Genomic DNA, 15,411 nt, shown 5'->3' on the forward strand with positions numbered 1-15,411 from the left:
AAGGAGCCAGCAAAACATGAATGAGAGAAAAATAGAATTGGATAACGCTACATATACCCTGCAGCAGGATAAACAAACTATCCGGATAACAATGCCCAAATCACAAACCTCGGTAAAAGATATCCGGCAGCTTCATTTGATGCACCAACCTTCCGATCAGTTTGTACCAATGGAGGTACAAGAAGAGGAAGATACTTTAGCTTTCATCTACAACACCAATCCCAATCATAAAAAGTGGTCTGACGTCCAAAAGCTGCGCCAAGATGATAAACTGCGCATTTTGAGCAATATTGGCAAACTTGAACGCTTTTTGTCCAGTCGGATCACGTTTTTCCTTCATCCTGACAATCTCGTCTTCGATGAGAACTTGATGCCGCAAGTGATTCATCGCGGTGTCCGTGAAATCGTACCCCCATTCGATATGCAGTCAGAGACATTCCTTAAACAATATAAATGCTTGAGCATCGCCATGTTCTCGAAGAAATATTCATTCGATCAGCTTTATCATGGCTCCCTTGAGAATGCAAATGAATCAGATTTTGAGAAGAGAATCCAAAAGCTTGAAACGATTGATGCATTAAGGCAATTCCTGCAAGAGAGCTATGCAAAGGAACAGAAAAAAACGGATAAAACGATGAGCTTTTTACCGACAAAACGTTTTAGGTTATATAAACACTTATCCATCATCATGATTATCCTTAGTGTTTTGCTGGCAGCGCCGCTTGTTTACTTTGCGCTGATCAAGGACCCTTTCCAAGATAAGCAATTGGAAGCGCACGGTGAGTTCCTAGCGGACAATTACAATGACGTTATTTCAACTTTGGCAGAAGAGGATCCGGAAAAGCTGCCGAGCCAGACAAAATATGCACTGGCGTATTCCTATATCCAAGTAGAAGCTTTATCTGATGAAGAAAAAGAATCAATTTTAAAAAATGTATCCTTGAAGAGTGACCAAGATTATCTGCTTTATTGGATCTATAACGGTCGTGGAGAATTCGATACTTCCTTGAATAAAGCCAAGTATATCGATGATCCGCAGCTGATCATCTACGGCTTGATCAAGAAAATCGAACAAGTGAAGAACAATCCGGATCTATCGGGTACGGATCGTGACAGACAAGTTGATGATTTCCAAAATCAGCTGGATAAATTGCTGGAAGAATATAATATGGATCCACTTGGTGAGGAATCCGGTAATGAAGCGGCACCTGATCAGGAAGCTGCAACAGAGGAACAGCAAAACACTGAGGATCAAAATGCTGATGAGAATAAACAAGAAGAAGAGAAATGATGTCTTCAGCGATGGATGGAGTGCATAGAGAGGAAGAAGAATAGATGGCACATAAAACACTGCTCATAGCATATAAAGATAAACTGCATAAATGCCATTTGCCAGAACAATCAGGTCAGACTGTAATCATCGGGGATAAGCGCAAGGACCAGGTAACGATAGCTGGACTGACAACTATGATAGAACTGGACTGGGACGGACAGAAACTATCCTATCAGCAAGAGGAGATTCGTGCTGCTAAACAAATAGGAGAACTGCAGCTATATGTAATTGATACGAATATGTACAACGTATTTGATATTGCCGGCCAGCAATCTGTCACATGCGGTGCGGCGACCTACAATGATATAAGTAAACAGCATTGGAAAGCCGATTTTGTACTTTTGCGTGAAACAGGTGTGGATGGTTTTCGAATAGATTTACGTAGCGGAAGCGTCTACCATAACTACCGCCTGCTCCAAGATGATGCACTGGTGGAAGATGGAGATATCCTGTTTGTAGATGGCGTCATGATGACAATCTACGCCGATACGATCGAAATCAACTCGAATGGAGGTTTGGGTGCTTCCTTCACGGAGTTGATCGGTCAAGAAAAACCATACGGCGGGGAGTATCCGGACTACCATCGTTCTCCGCGCATCATTTACCGGGAACCGGAGGAGAAACGCACGATTGCCAAACCAGCCAATAAGCCTAGTAAGCCAAGCGAGCAATTGGCGAGGAATATTGTACCGCCGCTTGTCATGATAGCGGCTTTGGTCGCTATTTCACTGGTTCAGCCACGCGGGATTTTCATCATCGTTATGGTGATCGCCACTTTGGTTACGGTCATCTTCTCCATCACGTCTTATGTGAAAAATGTGCGTAAATACAAAGAGGACATGAAACACAGAGAAGCAACGTATAAGAGTTACCTAAAGAGAAAAACGAAGGAACTATATCATGCAAGTGAAGAACAGCGACATGCGCTTCATTACCACTATCCTGATGTTCAGAAAATATCTGAGATGGCAGCTGCGACAGAAGCACGTATTTATGAGAAAACACCTTACCACCACGATTTTTTGAACTTCCGTACAGGGTTAGGGCGCGTGGATACAAGCTTTGAAATTCTCTACAACGAGGAAGAATTCACACAGGAGCAAGATGATTTGGTGGATGAAGCAAGACATTTACTAGACCAGTTCAAAGAATTGCAGGATGTTCCGGTCATCACGTCCCTGACGAAGGGACCGGTCGGTTATATCGGACAAAGAAAGCTTGTTCTGGAGCAGCTTCAGCTATTAGTGATGCAGCTTTCTTTATTCCACAGTTATCATGATTTGCAGTTCGTTACGATTTTCCCGGAAGAAGAAAAGCAAGAGTGGGATTGGATGCGCTGGCTGCCGCATGCAAGTGTGCGAGACATCAATGTTCGAGGCTTCATTTATCATGAACGTTCCCGCGACCAAGTACTCCATAGCTTGTATCAAGTGCTGAAAGAGCGGAAGCTGCAAGTAGATGAAAAAAGCAATTCGAATGAGAAGCTTTATTTCTCACCACATTATGTTGTCCTTATTACCGATGAAAAGCTGATATTGGATCATACAATCATGGAATTTTTCAATGAAGATCCAAGTCAATACGGCGTATCGCTAGTCTTCGTTCAAGATGTGATGCGGGCATTGCCGGAGCATGTGAAAACAGTCATCGATATCCGTGATAGCAATGACGGAAAAATCATCCTGGAAGAAGCTGAGCTCGTCAACAAAGCATTCAAACCAGATCATTTCCCGGAGGATTTCAACAAAGAAGCGGTCTCTCGGGCTTTGGCTCCACTAAACCATCTCCAAAACCTGAAGAATTCCATCCCAGAACAAGTAACGTTCCTGGAGATGTATGGAGTAGAGAAGGTAGAAGAATTAGCGATTCAAGCACGCTGGCGCAAAAATGAGACATACAAGACTCTTGCTGTACCACTTGGACTGCGAGGAAAAGAAGATATTGTCCAACTTAATCTTCATGAGAAAGCACATGGTCCGCACGGATTGGTAGCGGGTACGACAGGATCTGGTAAATCGGAAATTATCCAGTCGTATATTCTTTCGCTTGCTGTAAACTTCCATCCTTATGAAGTAGCATTCCTCCTGATTGACTATAAAGGAGGGGGAATGGCGAATCTGTTCCGCAATCTGCCGCATTTGATGGGTACAATCACCAACTTGGATCGTGCACAATCAATGCGTGCTTTAGCTTCCATTAAAGCAGAGCTGCAAAAAAGACAGCGTCTGTTTGGCGAGTATAACGTCAACCATATTAACCAATATCAGAAGCTATTCAAACAAGGAAAAGCAGCTGAACCAATGCCGCATTTATTCCTTATTTCAGATGAGTTCGCCGAGCTGAAGTCCGAACAGCCTGAGTTTATGAAGGAACTTGTTTCTACGGCCCGTATCGGACGTTCCTTGGGTATCCACTTGATTCTTGCGACACAGAAGCCAAGCGGTGTAGTAGATGATCAAATTTGGTCCAACTCCAAGTTCAAGCTGGCATTGAAGGTACAGAATGCAAGCGATTCGAATGAAATTATCAAAACACCTGATGCAGCAGAAATCACACTGCCCGGCCGTGCTTATTTGCAAGTTGGAAACAATGAAATCTATGAACTGTTCCAGAGTGCATGGAGCGGAGCAGACTATATTCCGGATAAAAACGATGAAGACCATGTGGATCTTACCATCTACAGTATCAATGATCTGGGGCAATATGACATTCTAACGGAAGATTTAAGCGGACTGGAGAAGAAGGAATCCATCGAAAAGATTCCATCAGAGCTTGATGCCATCATTGATCATATTGCGGATTACACAGAACAGCAGCGCATTGAACCTTTAGCACGTCCATGGCTGCCGCCTCTGCCAGAAAAGATTTTCGGGCCGGAACTTCACCCAGTTTCATTCCGCGATGCATGGAAAGAACCGAAAAAGCCTTTGGAGCCGATGATTGGTTTACTCGACCAGCCGGAAATGCAGCAGCAGATTCCATTGACGCTAAATCTATCCAAAGACGGACATATTGCTGTATTTGCGAGTCCAGGTTACGGGAAATCGACATTCCTGCAGACAGTTGTCATGGATTTGGTGAGACAGCATAACCCGGAACAGCTGCATGTATATTTACTCGATTTTGGTACAAACGGATTGTTGCCTCTGAAGAATCTGCCGCATGTAGCCGATACGTTCCTCGTCGATCAAGTCGAGAAAGTAGGCAAATTAATCCGAATGCTGAATGGGGTCATGAAGCAGCGTAAACAAAAGCTGAGCCAGTACAGTGTGGCGAACATAGGCCTGTTCGAAAAAGCAAGCGGAGAGACTGTACCGAATATCTGTATTGTGATTGATAACTATGAGTCTGTCAGAGACAGTGATTTCGGTGACGATTTCGAGAAGGTCATCACACAGATTGCACGGGAAGGTGCCAGCATCGGAATTCATCTGATTATCAGTGCCGGCCGCCAAAGTGCGATGCGCATGCCTTTGCTGTCCAATATCAAGACACAAATCGCTTTGTACCTGATCGAGTCCAACGAAGCAAGATCGATTGTAGGACGCACCGATATAGAAATTGAAGAAATCGCAGGCCGAGGTCTTGTAAAAATGGAGGAACCAGCATTATTCCAGACCATGCTGCCTGAACACGGGGAAGAAGCATTGGAAATCCTTGATCGGATTCAAGACTTAGCGAAAGACATGAACGAAGTATGGGATGGAGACTATCCAGATGCTATCCCGATGATGCCAGAAGGTGTCGTCGACTTCCTTGAATTCAAGGAACAGCGCCGTACCAAACGGATATTGGAAGAGAAGAAAGTACCGCTTGGGCTTGATTTTGAAGAAGTATTGCCTGTTGCCTATAATCCGGCGCAATATGATCATATGACAGTCATCAGCGACCGGAAAGATGGATTGGATCGTATGATCAGATCTGTCGCGAAGAACGTTACTTTATTAAAAGACGTTTATCAAACGATGCTTATTGATACAGCAGACCAGGATATGGCTGACGTAGGGAAAGACATGCACGCTTATGTATCTGAATCAATTGGTATCTCAACTATCAAAAATGAGCTTATAAATGAGATCAAGCAACGAAATTCAGATGGAGTATCGGAACCAAAATGGCTCGTTCAAATTGCAGACCTGCAGGACTTCACGGAACGTGCCGGACTTACTCTTGAAGAAGCTACTCTCATGATGGAACGCGGCAGCAAAGCGGGCATTCATTTCATCATTTGCAGCGACTACAACTATCTTGGCATGAGCTATGAACAAGTACCAAAGTATCTTCGCAATCAAGCCATATTCGGTCTCGTAGGTATGCGATTGGGCGATCAGGATATCTTCAAACAGCCTTTTATCCGCCAGGAGAAATATCCTGAGCCGTACGAGTGCTATGTAGCCTTGGATCACCAGCATGTGAAAGTGAAAATACCGGAGTAGGAGGATATTTCTTTGAGTAAGAATCTGAGCATTTTGCAATCACGAAAACGATCTTTGCTGAATGGAATCAGTGATGCAAGAAGCCAAGCAAATATCTGGGGCGATAAAATCAGTCGCCTCCAGGAGGCTTCTAACAGTCTTCAGGCAAATATCACTGCACTCGAAGCAGACAAAAGTAAAATTGACTCCTTTGAAATAGACAAAAAGCGCTGGAAGGGGAAAGAAGAAACCCGCTTTTCAGACGCTTATGCGGAATACAAAGAACAAGTCCAGCTCTTTCTTAAAAAAACAAAACAAGCGAAAGAAACAATTGATGATGAAATAGTCCGCTTCGAAGCGAATCGTGCTAGTTGTCTAGCCAGTGCAGAGAACTTAACTATGTCTTTGAGCAACGTGGAAGGTCGAATAAGGCAGGAGAAGGAGAAGGAGTGAGAGTATGGCTAAGGAAGTAGCTATAAACATGGAAGTATTCGAATCCAATGTCAGTAGTCTAAAAGCATCGGCAGAAGCTTTACTTTTTAGCGAACATAAAAGTTATACGCTGGAAAAAACAAATATTGCGCCATTTACGAAAGATCTAGAACAAATGATAAAAGCACTAGAACTTTTGGACAAATATAAGACCTTACTGACGCAGGATATCCAAACATTGAAAGAGGTAGGAGAAACAATGCGGGACACTGATGAGCAGTTAGGTAAGAAATAAAACAACAGTCCGAAGAATAGATTGTTCGTGGAGGTTAGAATAATGGGGCATAAAGTGGACATGAGTGAGGTTAGTAGATTTTCGGAGGACTTGGCCAATATTTCAAGTAATATTAAAGAGGTTTTAGAAAAGTTAAATTCAGATATAGATAAAATTACTAAGATGGATTCCTTTAGTGGAAAAGCAGCGGATAATGCAAAAAGTTATTATACTAATGTACATGGAATGACTATCAAATTGTTTCAAGATTTATGGAGTGAATTAGAGGTAAATTTAACCACTCACATAGAGACTTTTGCTACTGTCGTGGATACAGATAAAGCTGCTATCATTGAAAATGACTATCTCACAGAAATTAATAAAGAAGTAGGTTCTCAACATGCTAAGCTAGAAACTGAGGAAGATTCCATCCATAAAACAATCAATGGAATCTTGGATATTTGCAGCTTGGATAAACCACAGCTGAAGGAATCCACCATACAAAAAGAAAAATCTGAAGAGGTCGCAAAGACTACAAACGAGAACCTGAATAGTTATCAATCATCCAATTACGATGACATTGGTGGATTGAATAAAGTAATTGATCAAATAGGTAACGCCATGACGGAAGCAGGCAAGAAATCGGGAACTGAACGTTTTAATACAGGAGCTGATTCATCATTTGCAAATGTCATGGCAGCGTTAAACAAGGCAACTACAAATATTACCTACATGAAGGATGCTGTGTCTGGATATACGACCAATAAGCCCGTAATGCAAGCGGCAAAGGATTTAGGATTAACAGTATCACGTTCAGTTGATAAGACTACAGGTAAACCTATATACCGTATTTATGCATCAGAAGATGCATTAAAAAAATTAGGTGTAGAACCGGACTTTCATGCGAGACAGCAGCTCAAACATAAACAGTCTGGTATTGCAAAAAAACACTGGACCTATGATACGAAAGTAAAGTATAAACAGAAAGCAACGTTAATGTATTATGATAAAAAAGCAGGAAAGCATGTATGGTCTACTACAGGAAAGCCAGTTGTTGAGAAATACCCAATGCTTAATGGCTGGAAAAAGAAAGCATCGATTGGAGAGAAATACGAATCTTTCAAACAAGAATGGCGTAAAGGGTTTAAAGGCGGGATAAAAGATACTTTTAATGTGAAATCATTAGTAAGTGATCTAGACGATACGGTCAAAGGTATTTCCAAAACAGCTGGAAAAGCGATAGCACCTCTCGGAGTTGGCCTTGGTTACTATAGTAATTATAATGACGCTAAAAAAGAAGGCTTAAAGGGAGCAGACGCCCATATAAGAGCTGTTGAGGATACAACGATTGATACAACAGTTAGTACAGCTGTACAAGCAGGTTTTACCGCGGCAGGAACAGCATTTATTCCAATTCCTGGTGTCGGGACAGCTATAGGAGTAGCAGCAGGTGTGGCAGCAAATGCAATGCTGAACCTGAAATTTGGTAAGAGTGAGAAATCGATTATGGATAGAGCTAAAGGAGGATTCCAAAAATTAAAAGGCTGGTTTAAATAAATTTTTGTAAGTCAATCCATTTAATTCTCTAGTTAATTTTCACATAATCTTACATCAAGTAAATGTAAGTAGGGGGCGATCCTTTGAAAGAATTAAAACAACAAGATTTTGCAGCATTCAGAAGTTCTTTAGAATCTGACCGACAAAGTATTGAAAGTTTACGCATTATGATAATCGTATCGATTATTTTAACAGCTATTTTGTTCTCGTTAACTTATATAGTCGTTTTTGATTATTCCACCTTTCCAAATAAAGAGATTATTAGGGAGTATCATCTATGGATTACAGTTGGGATTACTTTCTTCTCTCTAATCTTCAGCTTCCCATCAATCTCCAAAAAGTACCAAAGGTTACAATACTTACTGACGATAATAATATCACAAAATTTGTTTGGATGGATTTTCTTCATGGCAGCTCTTTTATCAATCGGAAGACTGCCAGAGGTAGATGAGTCAAAAGTAATTAGCCTTGCAGGTATGTTAATAACCGCAGCAATCCTTGTCTTAGTGTTAACTTTACTCCGGTTATTAATACTATTAAATAGAGGTGCTTTCAGGATTGATTCAAACAAAGTAGAGTCAAGATCAAAATGGGAGTCACTTATCAATAGTAAAAAGCCAATTATTATGGTTGGAAGTGTTGGTTTAGCATTGATAATTATTTCTATTTTGAATTCTATTGATATAAATTATATCCAAGAGATTTTCATATTTGTAATATCTTCTTTGATATTCTTGGCAATGCAATTCGTACTTCCAGAACAACTTATTATCCTATATTGTAAAATTAGATTTAAAAGCTTTAATTATAGCAAGAATGGGAATTTATTTCCATATAATTCAAGTTTTAAACGTACGAAAAAGAAAAAAGGTCTCAATCCTTAATCAATGTACATAAGAAAAGAAAGTTTAACACCATATATTCTGAGAAGGGAAATAATTTTCATGAACATTGAAGCAAAGCAAGTTTATTTTTCCAATGTATTAGTATATAAGGATACCATGCTGCGTGAGGATTGGCAGGAAGGTGTAGTTGTCATGGAAAACTTCACCTTGAACGAAGATATCTATCGAAATGGTCCAATTTTCTTTTCAGTCAAAACAGTAGAAAATGAGCCTAAGTTTGGAAAGTTCGAATATTTTCTACCAATAAATGAATGGGTGGAACTAGAGGCACATCCAAATTTTCGATTTGAGCCAGAGTTTGAAGTAGGAGAGGCATTGGTTTTGCGTCAGGCTTCAGAAGAAATAGATTTTCAAACAGCATACTCCAAAATCAAGGATTATGCAGATTCGAAAAATATAGAGTTGGAAGACACATATTATTGTTTTTTGCTAGAAGTATATGAGGACATTATTATAGATGTCTATGTACCTATAAAGCGGGGCGATTCCAATTGATAACCAACCACAAGTTTTCTTATCGCAATGTAGCTTCTAAATATTACGAGTTCCGACCTCAAGATATCGATAAAGCGATGGATGATTTTAGACGTATTTTAGAAGGCTGTGGTCTGCATTTGTCTGGAAATATGTTCTTTTCCATATTAAGCGATCCTCAAAGTGAGATTATGATGGCAGAAATTTTCTTATCAGTAGAGGAAGATTCAATAAAAGGTCTAGTTACTTCAGAGGAAGAGATTAGATTTCACAGTTATTTTACTCTAAGCCCAATGGTGATGAAGAGAATAATGAAGAATTTTGATCGTGAATCTCAAAAAAAATATTGGGAACTAGTGAGTTATTTACAAGTGAATCATTTAGAGCAAGCTACTCCAGTTTTTATAGAGTTTAAGAACAGTCTCTCTGGAATTGATTATGTGGAAATGAGTATTGGGTATAAGATAAATGCAGATAATTATAATTTTAGTTAAATAAACATCTACATAAAAAGGAGCATGTCTGCATGCTCCTTTAACAATCTATTAATCAATTCCTCATTATTATTCCTCGGCAATTCACCAACATTAAAACTGGATAAGCTGTCAATTCCTCGCAATATGGTTTTAGCAATGGCTGTAATTTATCAAGATCTGCTGTTCCTGATTGAGCCATTTGTCCTGGGAGGTAGCCGACAGGATGACAGATATTCGGTTATGGGTCAGCTGCATAAGGTCGTTTGCTTCGGTTATGATCAAGGTACAGGTGAAGATATCGCTTCCCTCATCATTATGCCATTTCCCCTACGGATCGAAGTTTAAATGTCGCATTGCAACTGCTATTAGAAAAGAAGATTAAAGAATATCCTAAATTTGAGTTTAGATAAGTAAGTGAGAATATGTCAGGAAGAAGAATGGTAGATAGATGGCAGGATGATAATAAAATGATTTTTAAGGCTGAATATAAAAAATAGAGTCCTTCCAACTATGTATAGTGCTTTTTTAGGGAATTAAATTGGAGTTCCTGTGGAGTTTAAAAAAAAGGGGTACTTTTAATATAGATGACATATAAGGTTATGGTACTTATAACCAACCTCCAGGTACCTGGTCAGATGATACCTCGTTAACATTGTGCTTAGTTGAGAATATCATAGAAAAAGGAACATTAGATGACTTATTGGATAAATTTGGACAACACATGGGTTTGGGTTATTGTACCCCTTTTGATAAAACATTTGATATTGGCATCGCTACTAGAGAAGCTATTCAAAGATATAAAGCGGGTATACCCGCAGCAAAATGTAGTGGAGATTCTGAATATGAGTTTACACGAAAGTAATAGAACCAAAAGAATTAAAGAGGAGACTCCATTTTATCCAAAAAGATTCTAGTCTTAAATATTGAGTATACAATTTACTGCAAAAAAAGAGCATGCCCCCGGGCATGCTCCTTTCACAATGGATTAATCAATTCCTCACTATTATTCCTCGGCGAATTCACTAGCGTAGAGACAGGATAAGCCGTCAATTCCTCGGAATAAGGCTTCAATAATTCCTGCAATTTATCTGGGTCTTGCTGTTCCCGATCAAGCCAGATGTCCTGGGAGGCAGCTGACAGTATAACCGGCATTCGGTTATGTATCTGCTGCATGAAGCTGTTTGCTTCGGTTGTGATGATGGTGCAGGTGAAGATGTTGCTTCCATCTTCATCCTGCCATTTCTCCCATAGACCTGCGAATGTGAGTGGGTTTTTATCTTTGCGCTGGATGCGCATGGGCTGTTTTTTACCGTCTTCGGTTTTCCATTCGTAGAAGCTGTCAGCGGGAATGAGGCAGCGCTGTTTCTGAAATGCTTTCTTGAAGCTGCGTTTTTCCAGCAGTGTTTCGGATCGGGCATTGATCATTTTGCTGCCGATTTTCTTATCTGGTGCCCAAGGCGGGATGAGTCCCCAGCGCAGGGTTCCGAGCCGGCGTTTGGTCCCGTCATGGATGACTGCTGCAATTTGCTGCGTTGGAGCGATATTGTAGCTTGGTTCGAGTGCTTCCATCTCTGAGACAGCATCATAGGTTCGCAGGAGCTCTTCCCAGGGAGTGAGTAATGTAAATCTGCCGCACATCTTCATCTCTCCTTTTTTCTCCATTATAACCCTTCTGCCGTTTACTGAAACGACTTGGAAACGATGATACATAGCGCAATGGCGGCAAGCATGACTGCAGCAAACATCCAATCTGTCCAACTAGTATGATACGTACGGTAAAATGTGCGGTCTTTTTCTCCTGTGAAGCCTTTGGATTCCATGGCTATGGCAGTCCGTTCAGCTTTGCGGATCGCACTTGCCAGCAGGGGAATCGTGTATTGTTTATATCTGCTGAATCTGCTTGTTTTCGTTTTGGCTCCCCGAATAAGATGCGCAGAGCGGATCGTCGTCAATTCATCTTTTAATAAAGGCAAAAAGCGATAGCCAGCTAAAATGCCGTATGCCAGTTTCGGTGAAACGCGACATTGCTGTATAAGACTTAAGATGAACGCCACCTTGTCTGTTGTCAGGACAAATAGCAAGGACAGTGTAGCGTAGCTGAAAACTCGGATAGCTAATGCAAGTGCATCCTGCACCGTTTCTTTCGGCAAGTCCCAGAAGAGGAACTGCTGTGTGACAGAAGGATTTTCCGGTGTTTTCGCAAACAGCAGAGTGGATACGAGCATACCGATAGCGAACAGGGTGAAGGGAAGCAGATAGAGGAGGTACTTCCTTATCTGTACTTTACCCAACAGCAATGTGACAGCCATGGTCCAGCCTATATACAAAAGCAGTGCCAATGGATCAAAGAGGAAAGCAATGACGATTGCTGCTATCGTCACTGTCCCTGCTTTGATGCTAGGATTGATATGATGCATAGAGACTGTCCTCCTGTGTCCGCTTATTATAAGCTTCTTTTGCGGGAAGGGAGAGTCCATAGTCTGACAGATCTTTTCTCTTCCAAATTCCTGCAGGCTGGTCATCTGCTACTATACGCCCTTGATCCACAATCAACACGCGCGAAGCAAAACGATCGACCAGTTCCATATCATGTGTAATCATGACAATGGTGCACCCGCGTTGATGATGTCTCCAGATTAGATCCATCAGTACTTCAGTAGTATGGCTGTCTTGACCGAATGTCGGTTCATCAAGCACGAGCAGTTGAGGTTTTTGAACAAGCATGGTCGCTACACTGAGCCGTCGTTTTTGACCTTGGCTCAAGGTGAAAGGATGCTTATCGGCTTGTACAGCTAACTGGATTTCCTCCAAGACCCTCTGAATTTCATCCGTGTTTACTGTCTGTCCGAAGGCGATTTCATTCCAAACAGAGTCTGTAAGAAACTGATGCTCAGGATTTTGAAATACATAACCGATTTGCTGGTAGAGTTCATTTGTTTTCCAACGACGTAACTTCTTTCCGAGAAATTCGATATCTCCGGCTGTGGGCTTCAGCAATCCAGTAATTTGTCGGGAAAGAAGTGTCTTTCCGCTGCCGTTTTTACCTGTAATAGCCAGGAATTCTCCTTGCTTAATAGTAAGGGCAGGGATATCCAGCAAGACCTTTTCTTTATTACGAAAAACAGCATTCTCCACCTGAATGATTTGCTCTTTCTTCTGCAAAACCTCTGAAGTTTTCGTCTGAAACTGCAAACCATGAGGGAGAAGGTCAACAGTAAGCGGCCAAGGCTTTGGAAGCTGTGCTTGCTTGGCAAGCAGAACTGCTTCTGGCAGCCAAATGCCGCGCTGCTGCAGCTCCTCGTCATAGAGATTGACTGCTTCACTCAAATCTCCGTCAAAGAATAAAGAGCCATCTCGCTCCAATAGCATTGTCCGGTCAATAATTGGCAGCCAATAGTCAATATTGTGCTCTATGATAAAAAGTGTGATATCCTGCTGTTCTTTTAACTTACGTATTGTTTCGACAAGGTCTTTGCTCGCAGCCGGATCCAGGTTGGCCGTCGGTTCATCTAAAATAAGCATCCGAGGCTCGAGAGCCAAAACTGCAGCCAGTGCAAGCTTTTGTTTCTGTCCGCCGGATAGGGTGTGAATTTGATCTTTTCTCCGATGCTGTAAACCTACAAGGGAAAGGACACGATCGATTTCTGAATTCATCAAATCAGGAGCCATTTTTTTATTTTCTAAGCCGAAAGCAATCTCGTCTTCTAAGGTTAGCATGCAGAACTGTGTTTCGGGGTCCTGAAATACAGTACCAACCTCTAAGTTGATTTTTCCACTTTTGAAATCCTCGATCTTGGATCCAGCGAAGTAGATACTGCCGCTCATCTTTCCATCAAGTTCTTTTGGATACAACCCGTTCAAACAGTACGTGAGTGTGCTCTTACCGGATCCGCTTGGTCCAAGCAGGAGTATGCTGTCTCCTTCCTGGACCGTAAAACTCAAATCAGATAAGGTAGGATTGCTTTCTTCCTCAAATGTCACGGTAAGCTGGTTTACTTCCAGAAGGGGTTGTTTCATCCTGCTTTTCGCTGGCGATAAGTTTTGCCAAGAGGAAAGCTAGTCAATGTTCCTGTTTTCGCCAGCGCCTCACTGATTGCTTTGCCGATCAAGCCACTTATGACAGCTCCGCTGATGATCCGGACAACAAGCATAAGCACAACGTAAGAAGGGTCAAGAGCCACAAAGCCGCCGCGGAAATAACCCCAGATGAAACTTGTGATGGCAGCTCCAACACCAGCACCCATCAATACAAGGACATGATAAGAGCGATAGCGTGTGATAGCAAATGCTGCTTCAGCACCGAGTCCCTGCACAATAGCAGAAAGGATGACAATTGGTCCGACGCTGCTTCCGATCAGCACTTCGACAACTCCTGCTATTGTTTCCGATACAAGGGCAACTCCGGGTTTTTGAATGATATACGCTGCAACGATGGAGACGAGGAACCATACCCCGAAGATGATATCGGTTCCGATTGGTCCGACAAGTCCCATCATGACGACGTTGACCGGAAGGAATAAGAGATAAACAATACCGAACACGACAGCGAGTGCTGCCATGACGACGATATCTTTCATGCGCCAGCTTTTCATTTGACTACACCCTTGGCAGACGGGCTGTTCGCAGACATTGTCACCGTCATAACTGTATGGGATGATCCGGACGCCTCAGTCTCAGTGAAAACATGCTCCAAACCATCGAAGACGTCAAAAGCATTGCCATCAAGACGAGTAGAGTAATGTGACTTGGAAACAGTGATCCCTCGAGTGCGCATATTCTCTATCTGAGTATAGATGGTATCCATATAATTTCCGCCGCCTAAAGGATAAAGCGAGAATTTGGATGCTGTCTCAAGCTTTATATCTTTAACATTCGGAAGGTTCAGCTTCGTTTCATCCTCAGCCATATAAACATCCCCAGTAGAATCTCCAGGACAGCCGATGGAATATGTACCATTGAACACAACATGATCGCCATCTTTGGCTGCTGCCAGGAAAATAGCAGAGGTGACATCGAATACATGCGGTATTCTCCCGCGCACTAGTGTAGTGACATCGTCCGTCTCAATCCATACTTTCGACGTATCCACGGTTCTTAGTGCCTCTAATATAATTTCTTTGAACCTGTCGGCCATTGGATAAACCGAAAAACTGCAACCGGCAATCCGGCTGGTCCCGCAATGATTTTGGATTTCCATCATGATTCCTCCTATTTTTTTGCATATAAAAAGCGACGGCACCATAGGGCGCAGTCGCAGAATATACAGAAAGAAATAGGGCAATTCTGGCTGCACTTCCCCACGCTGGTATTATCCAGATCGAGTTCTAAGGGTCAGAATCACTTGATTCCTCTCAGCCGTTACCAGCTCCCCCAGTGCGTCGCAAGCTTATGCAATTGATACGTCTATAGTAAAAAAGATAGCTCGATTTGTAAAGGATTTCTTGCTGAAACATTCTGATTTATAGAGTGGTGACAGTGGAAAGTGAGGTGAGAAGAAAGGATTATCCCGCAACATATAAGGGAAGTAGAAAAGAAAAAATGGAGG

15 protein-coding genes and 1 riboswitch are annotated in these 15,411 nt (G+C 41.9%); of the genes, 10 read left to right on the plus strand and 5 right to left on the minus strand.

What is annotated here, in order from left to right; all coding sequences use genetic code 11:
- Window positions 1-16 precede the first annotated feature (16 nt).
- The 10 genes from essB to ACH6C1_RS13245 all read left to right on the plus strand — a co-directional run bounded on the left by essB (window position 17) and on the right by ACH6C1_RS13245 (window position 10,728).
- Window positions 17-1,291 (plus strand): type VII secretion protein EssB, encoded by a 1,275-nt coding sequence (gene essB, locus ACH6C1_RS13200; protein ID WP_374077705.1) that lies wholly within the window; start codon window positions 17-19, stop codon window positions 1,289-1,291.
- 44 nt (window positions 1,292-1,335) lie between these two features.
- Window positions 1,336-5,769, plus strand: a complete 4,434-nt coding sequence (gene essC, locus ACH6C1_RS13205; RefSeq protein ID WP_374077707.1) for a type VII secretion protein EssC — start codon at window positions 1,336-1,338, stop codon at window positions 5,767-5,769.
- Window positions 5,770-5,781: 12 nt separating this feature from the next.
- Window positions 5,782-6,201, plus strand: a complete 420-nt coding sequence (locus ACH6C1_RS13210) for a YwqH-like family protein (protein ID WP_374077709.1) — start codon at window positions 5,782-5,784, stop codon at window positions 6,199-6,201.
- 4 nt (window positions 6,202-6,205) lie between these two features.
- A complete protein-coding gene (locus ACH6C1_RS13215; RefSeq protein ID WP_374077711.1) occupies window positions 6,206-6,475 on the plus strand; it encodes a TIGR04197 family type VII secretion effector in 270 nt (89 codons plus the stop codon).
- Window positions 6,476-6,517: 42 nt separating this feature from the next.
- Window positions 6,518-8,011: a T7SS effector LXG polymorphic toxin gene (locus tag ACH6C1_RS13220; RefSeq protein ID WP_374077713.1), complete on the plus strand. Its 1,494-nt coding sequence runs from the start codon at window positions 6,518-6,520 to the stop codon at window positions 8,009-8,011.
- An 83-nt stretch (window positions 8,012-8,094) separates the two neighbouring features.
- Window positions 8,095-8,895 (plus strand): hypothetical protein, encoded by an 801-nt coding sequence (locus tag ACH6C1_RS13225; RefSeq protein ID WP_374077715.1) that lies wholly within the window; start codon window positions 8,095-8,097, stop codon window positions 8,893-8,895.
- A 60-nt stretch (window positions 8,896-8,955) separates the two neighbouring features.
- A complete protein-coding gene (locus tag ACH6C1_RS13230) occupies window positions 8,956-9,411 on the plus strand; it encodes a DUF5085 family protein (protein WP_374077717.1) in 456 nt (151 codons plus the stop codon).
- A complete protein-coding gene (locus tag ACH6C1_RS13235; protein ID WP_374077718.1) occupies window positions 9,408-9,884 on the plus strand; it encodes a DUF5085 family protein in 477 nt (158 codons plus the stop codon). The genes ACH6C1_RS13230 and ACH6C1_RS13235 overlap by 4 nt, the downstream gene beginning before the upstream one ends.
- Before the next feature lie 24 nt (window positions 9,885-9,908).
- The gene (locus ACH6C1_RS19565) at window positions 9,909-10,211 is read left to right on the plus strand and encodes a hypothetical protein (protein WP_483887690.1); all 303 of its coding nucleotides are present in this window, start codon (window positions 9,909-9,911) and stop codon (window positions 10,209-10,211) included.
- 307 nt (window positions 10,212-10,518) lie between these two features.
- Window positions 10,519-10,728: a hypothetical protein gene (locus ACH6C1_RS13245; RefSeq protein WP_374077722.1), complete on the plus strand. Its 210-nt coding sequence runs from the start codon at window positions 10,519-10,521 to the stop codon at window positions 10,726-10,728.
- Window positions 10,729-10,841: 113 nt separating this feature from the next.
- Here the strand turns inward: ACH6C1_RS13245 and ACH6C1_RS13250 are convergent, their stop codons facing one another.
- From ACH6C1_RS13250 to ACH6C1_RS13270, 5 genes are read right to left on the minus strand one after another with little or no spacing between them, the layout of a single operon-like run.
- Window positions 10,842-11,504: an SOS response-associated peptidase gene (locus tag ACH6C1_RS13250; protein ID WP_374077834.1), complete on the minus strand. Its 663-nt coding sequence runs from the start codon at window positions 11,502-11,504 to the stop codon at window positions 10,842-10,844.
- A 41-nt stretch (window positions 11,505-11,545) separates the two neighbouring features.
- Complete coding sequence (locus ACH6C1_RS13255) at window positions 11,546-12,283, minus strand: energy-coupling factor transporter transmembrane component T family protein (protein WP_374077724.1); 738 nt, start codon at window positions 12,281-12,283, stop codon at window positions 11,546-11,548.
- The gene (locus tag ACH6C1_RS13260; protein ID WP_374077726.1) at window positions 12,264-13,883 is read right to left on the minus strand and encodes an ABC transporter ATP-binding protein; all 1,620 of its coding nucleotides are present in this window, start codon (window positions 13,881-13,883) and stop codon (window positions 12,264-12,266) included. The genes ACH6C1_RS13255 and ACH6C1_RS13260 overlap by 20 nt, the downstream gene beginning before the upstream one ends.
- Complete coding sequence (locus ACH6C1_RS13265; protein ID WP_374077728.1) at window positions 13,880-14,458, minus strand: ECF transporter S component; 579 nt, start codon at window positions 14,456-14,458, stop codon at window positions 13,880-13,882. Before ACH6C1_RS13265 ends, ACH6C1_RS13260 begins: the two co-directional genes overlap by 4 nt.
- Entirely contained in the window at window positions 14,455-15,066 is a 612-nt protein-coding gene (locus ACH6C1_RS13270; RefSeq protein ID WP_374077740.1) for a YkoF family thiamine/hydroxymethylpyrimidine-binding protein, read from the minus strand. Before ACH6C1_RS13270 ends, ACH6C1_RS13265 begins: the two co-directional genes overlap by 4 nt.
- Window positions 15,067-15,143: 77 nt before the next feature.
- Window positions 15,144-15,248: riboswitch (TPP riboswitch) on the minus strand.
- Window positions 15,249-15,411 lie beyond the last annotated feature (163 nt).

Source organism: Terribacillus sp. JSM ZJ617 (assembly GCF_044383785.1).
GTDB lineage: Bacteria > Bacillota > Bacilli > Bacillales > Amphibacillaceae > Terribacillus.

What these genes read in the sequence shown, in the direction of transcription:
- essB (WP_374077705.1), top strand. Translation starts at nt 17, where the DNA reads ATGAATGAGAGAAAAATAGAATTGGATAACGCTACATATACCCTGCAG.
- essC (WP_374077707.1), top strand. Translation starts at nt 1,336, where the DNA reads ATGGCACATAAAACACTGCTCATAGCATATAAAGATAAACTGCATAAA.
- ACH6C1_RS13215 (WP_374077711.1), top strand. Translation starts at nt 6,206, where the DNA reads ATGGCTAAGGAAGTAGCTATAAACATGGAAGTATTCGAATCCAATGTC.
- ACH6C1_RS13220 (WP_374077713.1), top strand. Translation starts at nt 6,518, where the DNA reads ATGGGGCATAAAGTGGACATGAGTGAGGTTAGTAGATTTTCGGAGGAC.
- ACH6C1_RS13230 (WP_374077717.1), top strand. Translation starts at nt 8,956, where the DNA reads ATGAACATTGAAGCAAAGCAAGTTTATTTTTCCAATGTATTAGTATAT.
- ACH6C1_RS19565 (WP_483887690.1), top strand. Translation starts at nt 9,909, where the DNA reads ATGTCTGCATGCTCCTTTAACAATCTATTAATCAATTCCTCATTATTA.
- ACH6C1_RS13250 (WP_374077834.1), bottom strand. Translation starts at nt 11,504, where the DNA reads ATGTGCGGCAGATTTACATTACTCACTCCCTGGGAAGAGCTCCTGCGA.
- ACH6C1_RS13255 (WP_374077724.1), bottom strand. Translation starts at nt 12,283, where the DNA reads ATGCATCATATCAATCCTAGCATCAAAGCAGGGACAGTGACGATAGCA.
- ACH6C1_RS13260 (WP_374077726.1), bottom strand. Translation starts at nt 13,883, where the DNA reads ATGAAACAACCCCTTCTGGAAGTAAACCAGCTTACCGTGACATTTGAG.
- ACH6C1_RS13265 (WP_374077728.1), bottom strand. Translation starts at nt 14,458, where the DNA reads ATGAAAAGCTGGCGCATGAAAGATATCGTCGTCATGGCAGCACTCGCT.
- ACH6C1_RS13270 (WP_374077740.1), bottom strand. Translation starts at nt 15,066, where the DNA reads ATGATGGAAATCCAAAATCATTGCGGGACCAGCCGGATTGCCGGTTGC.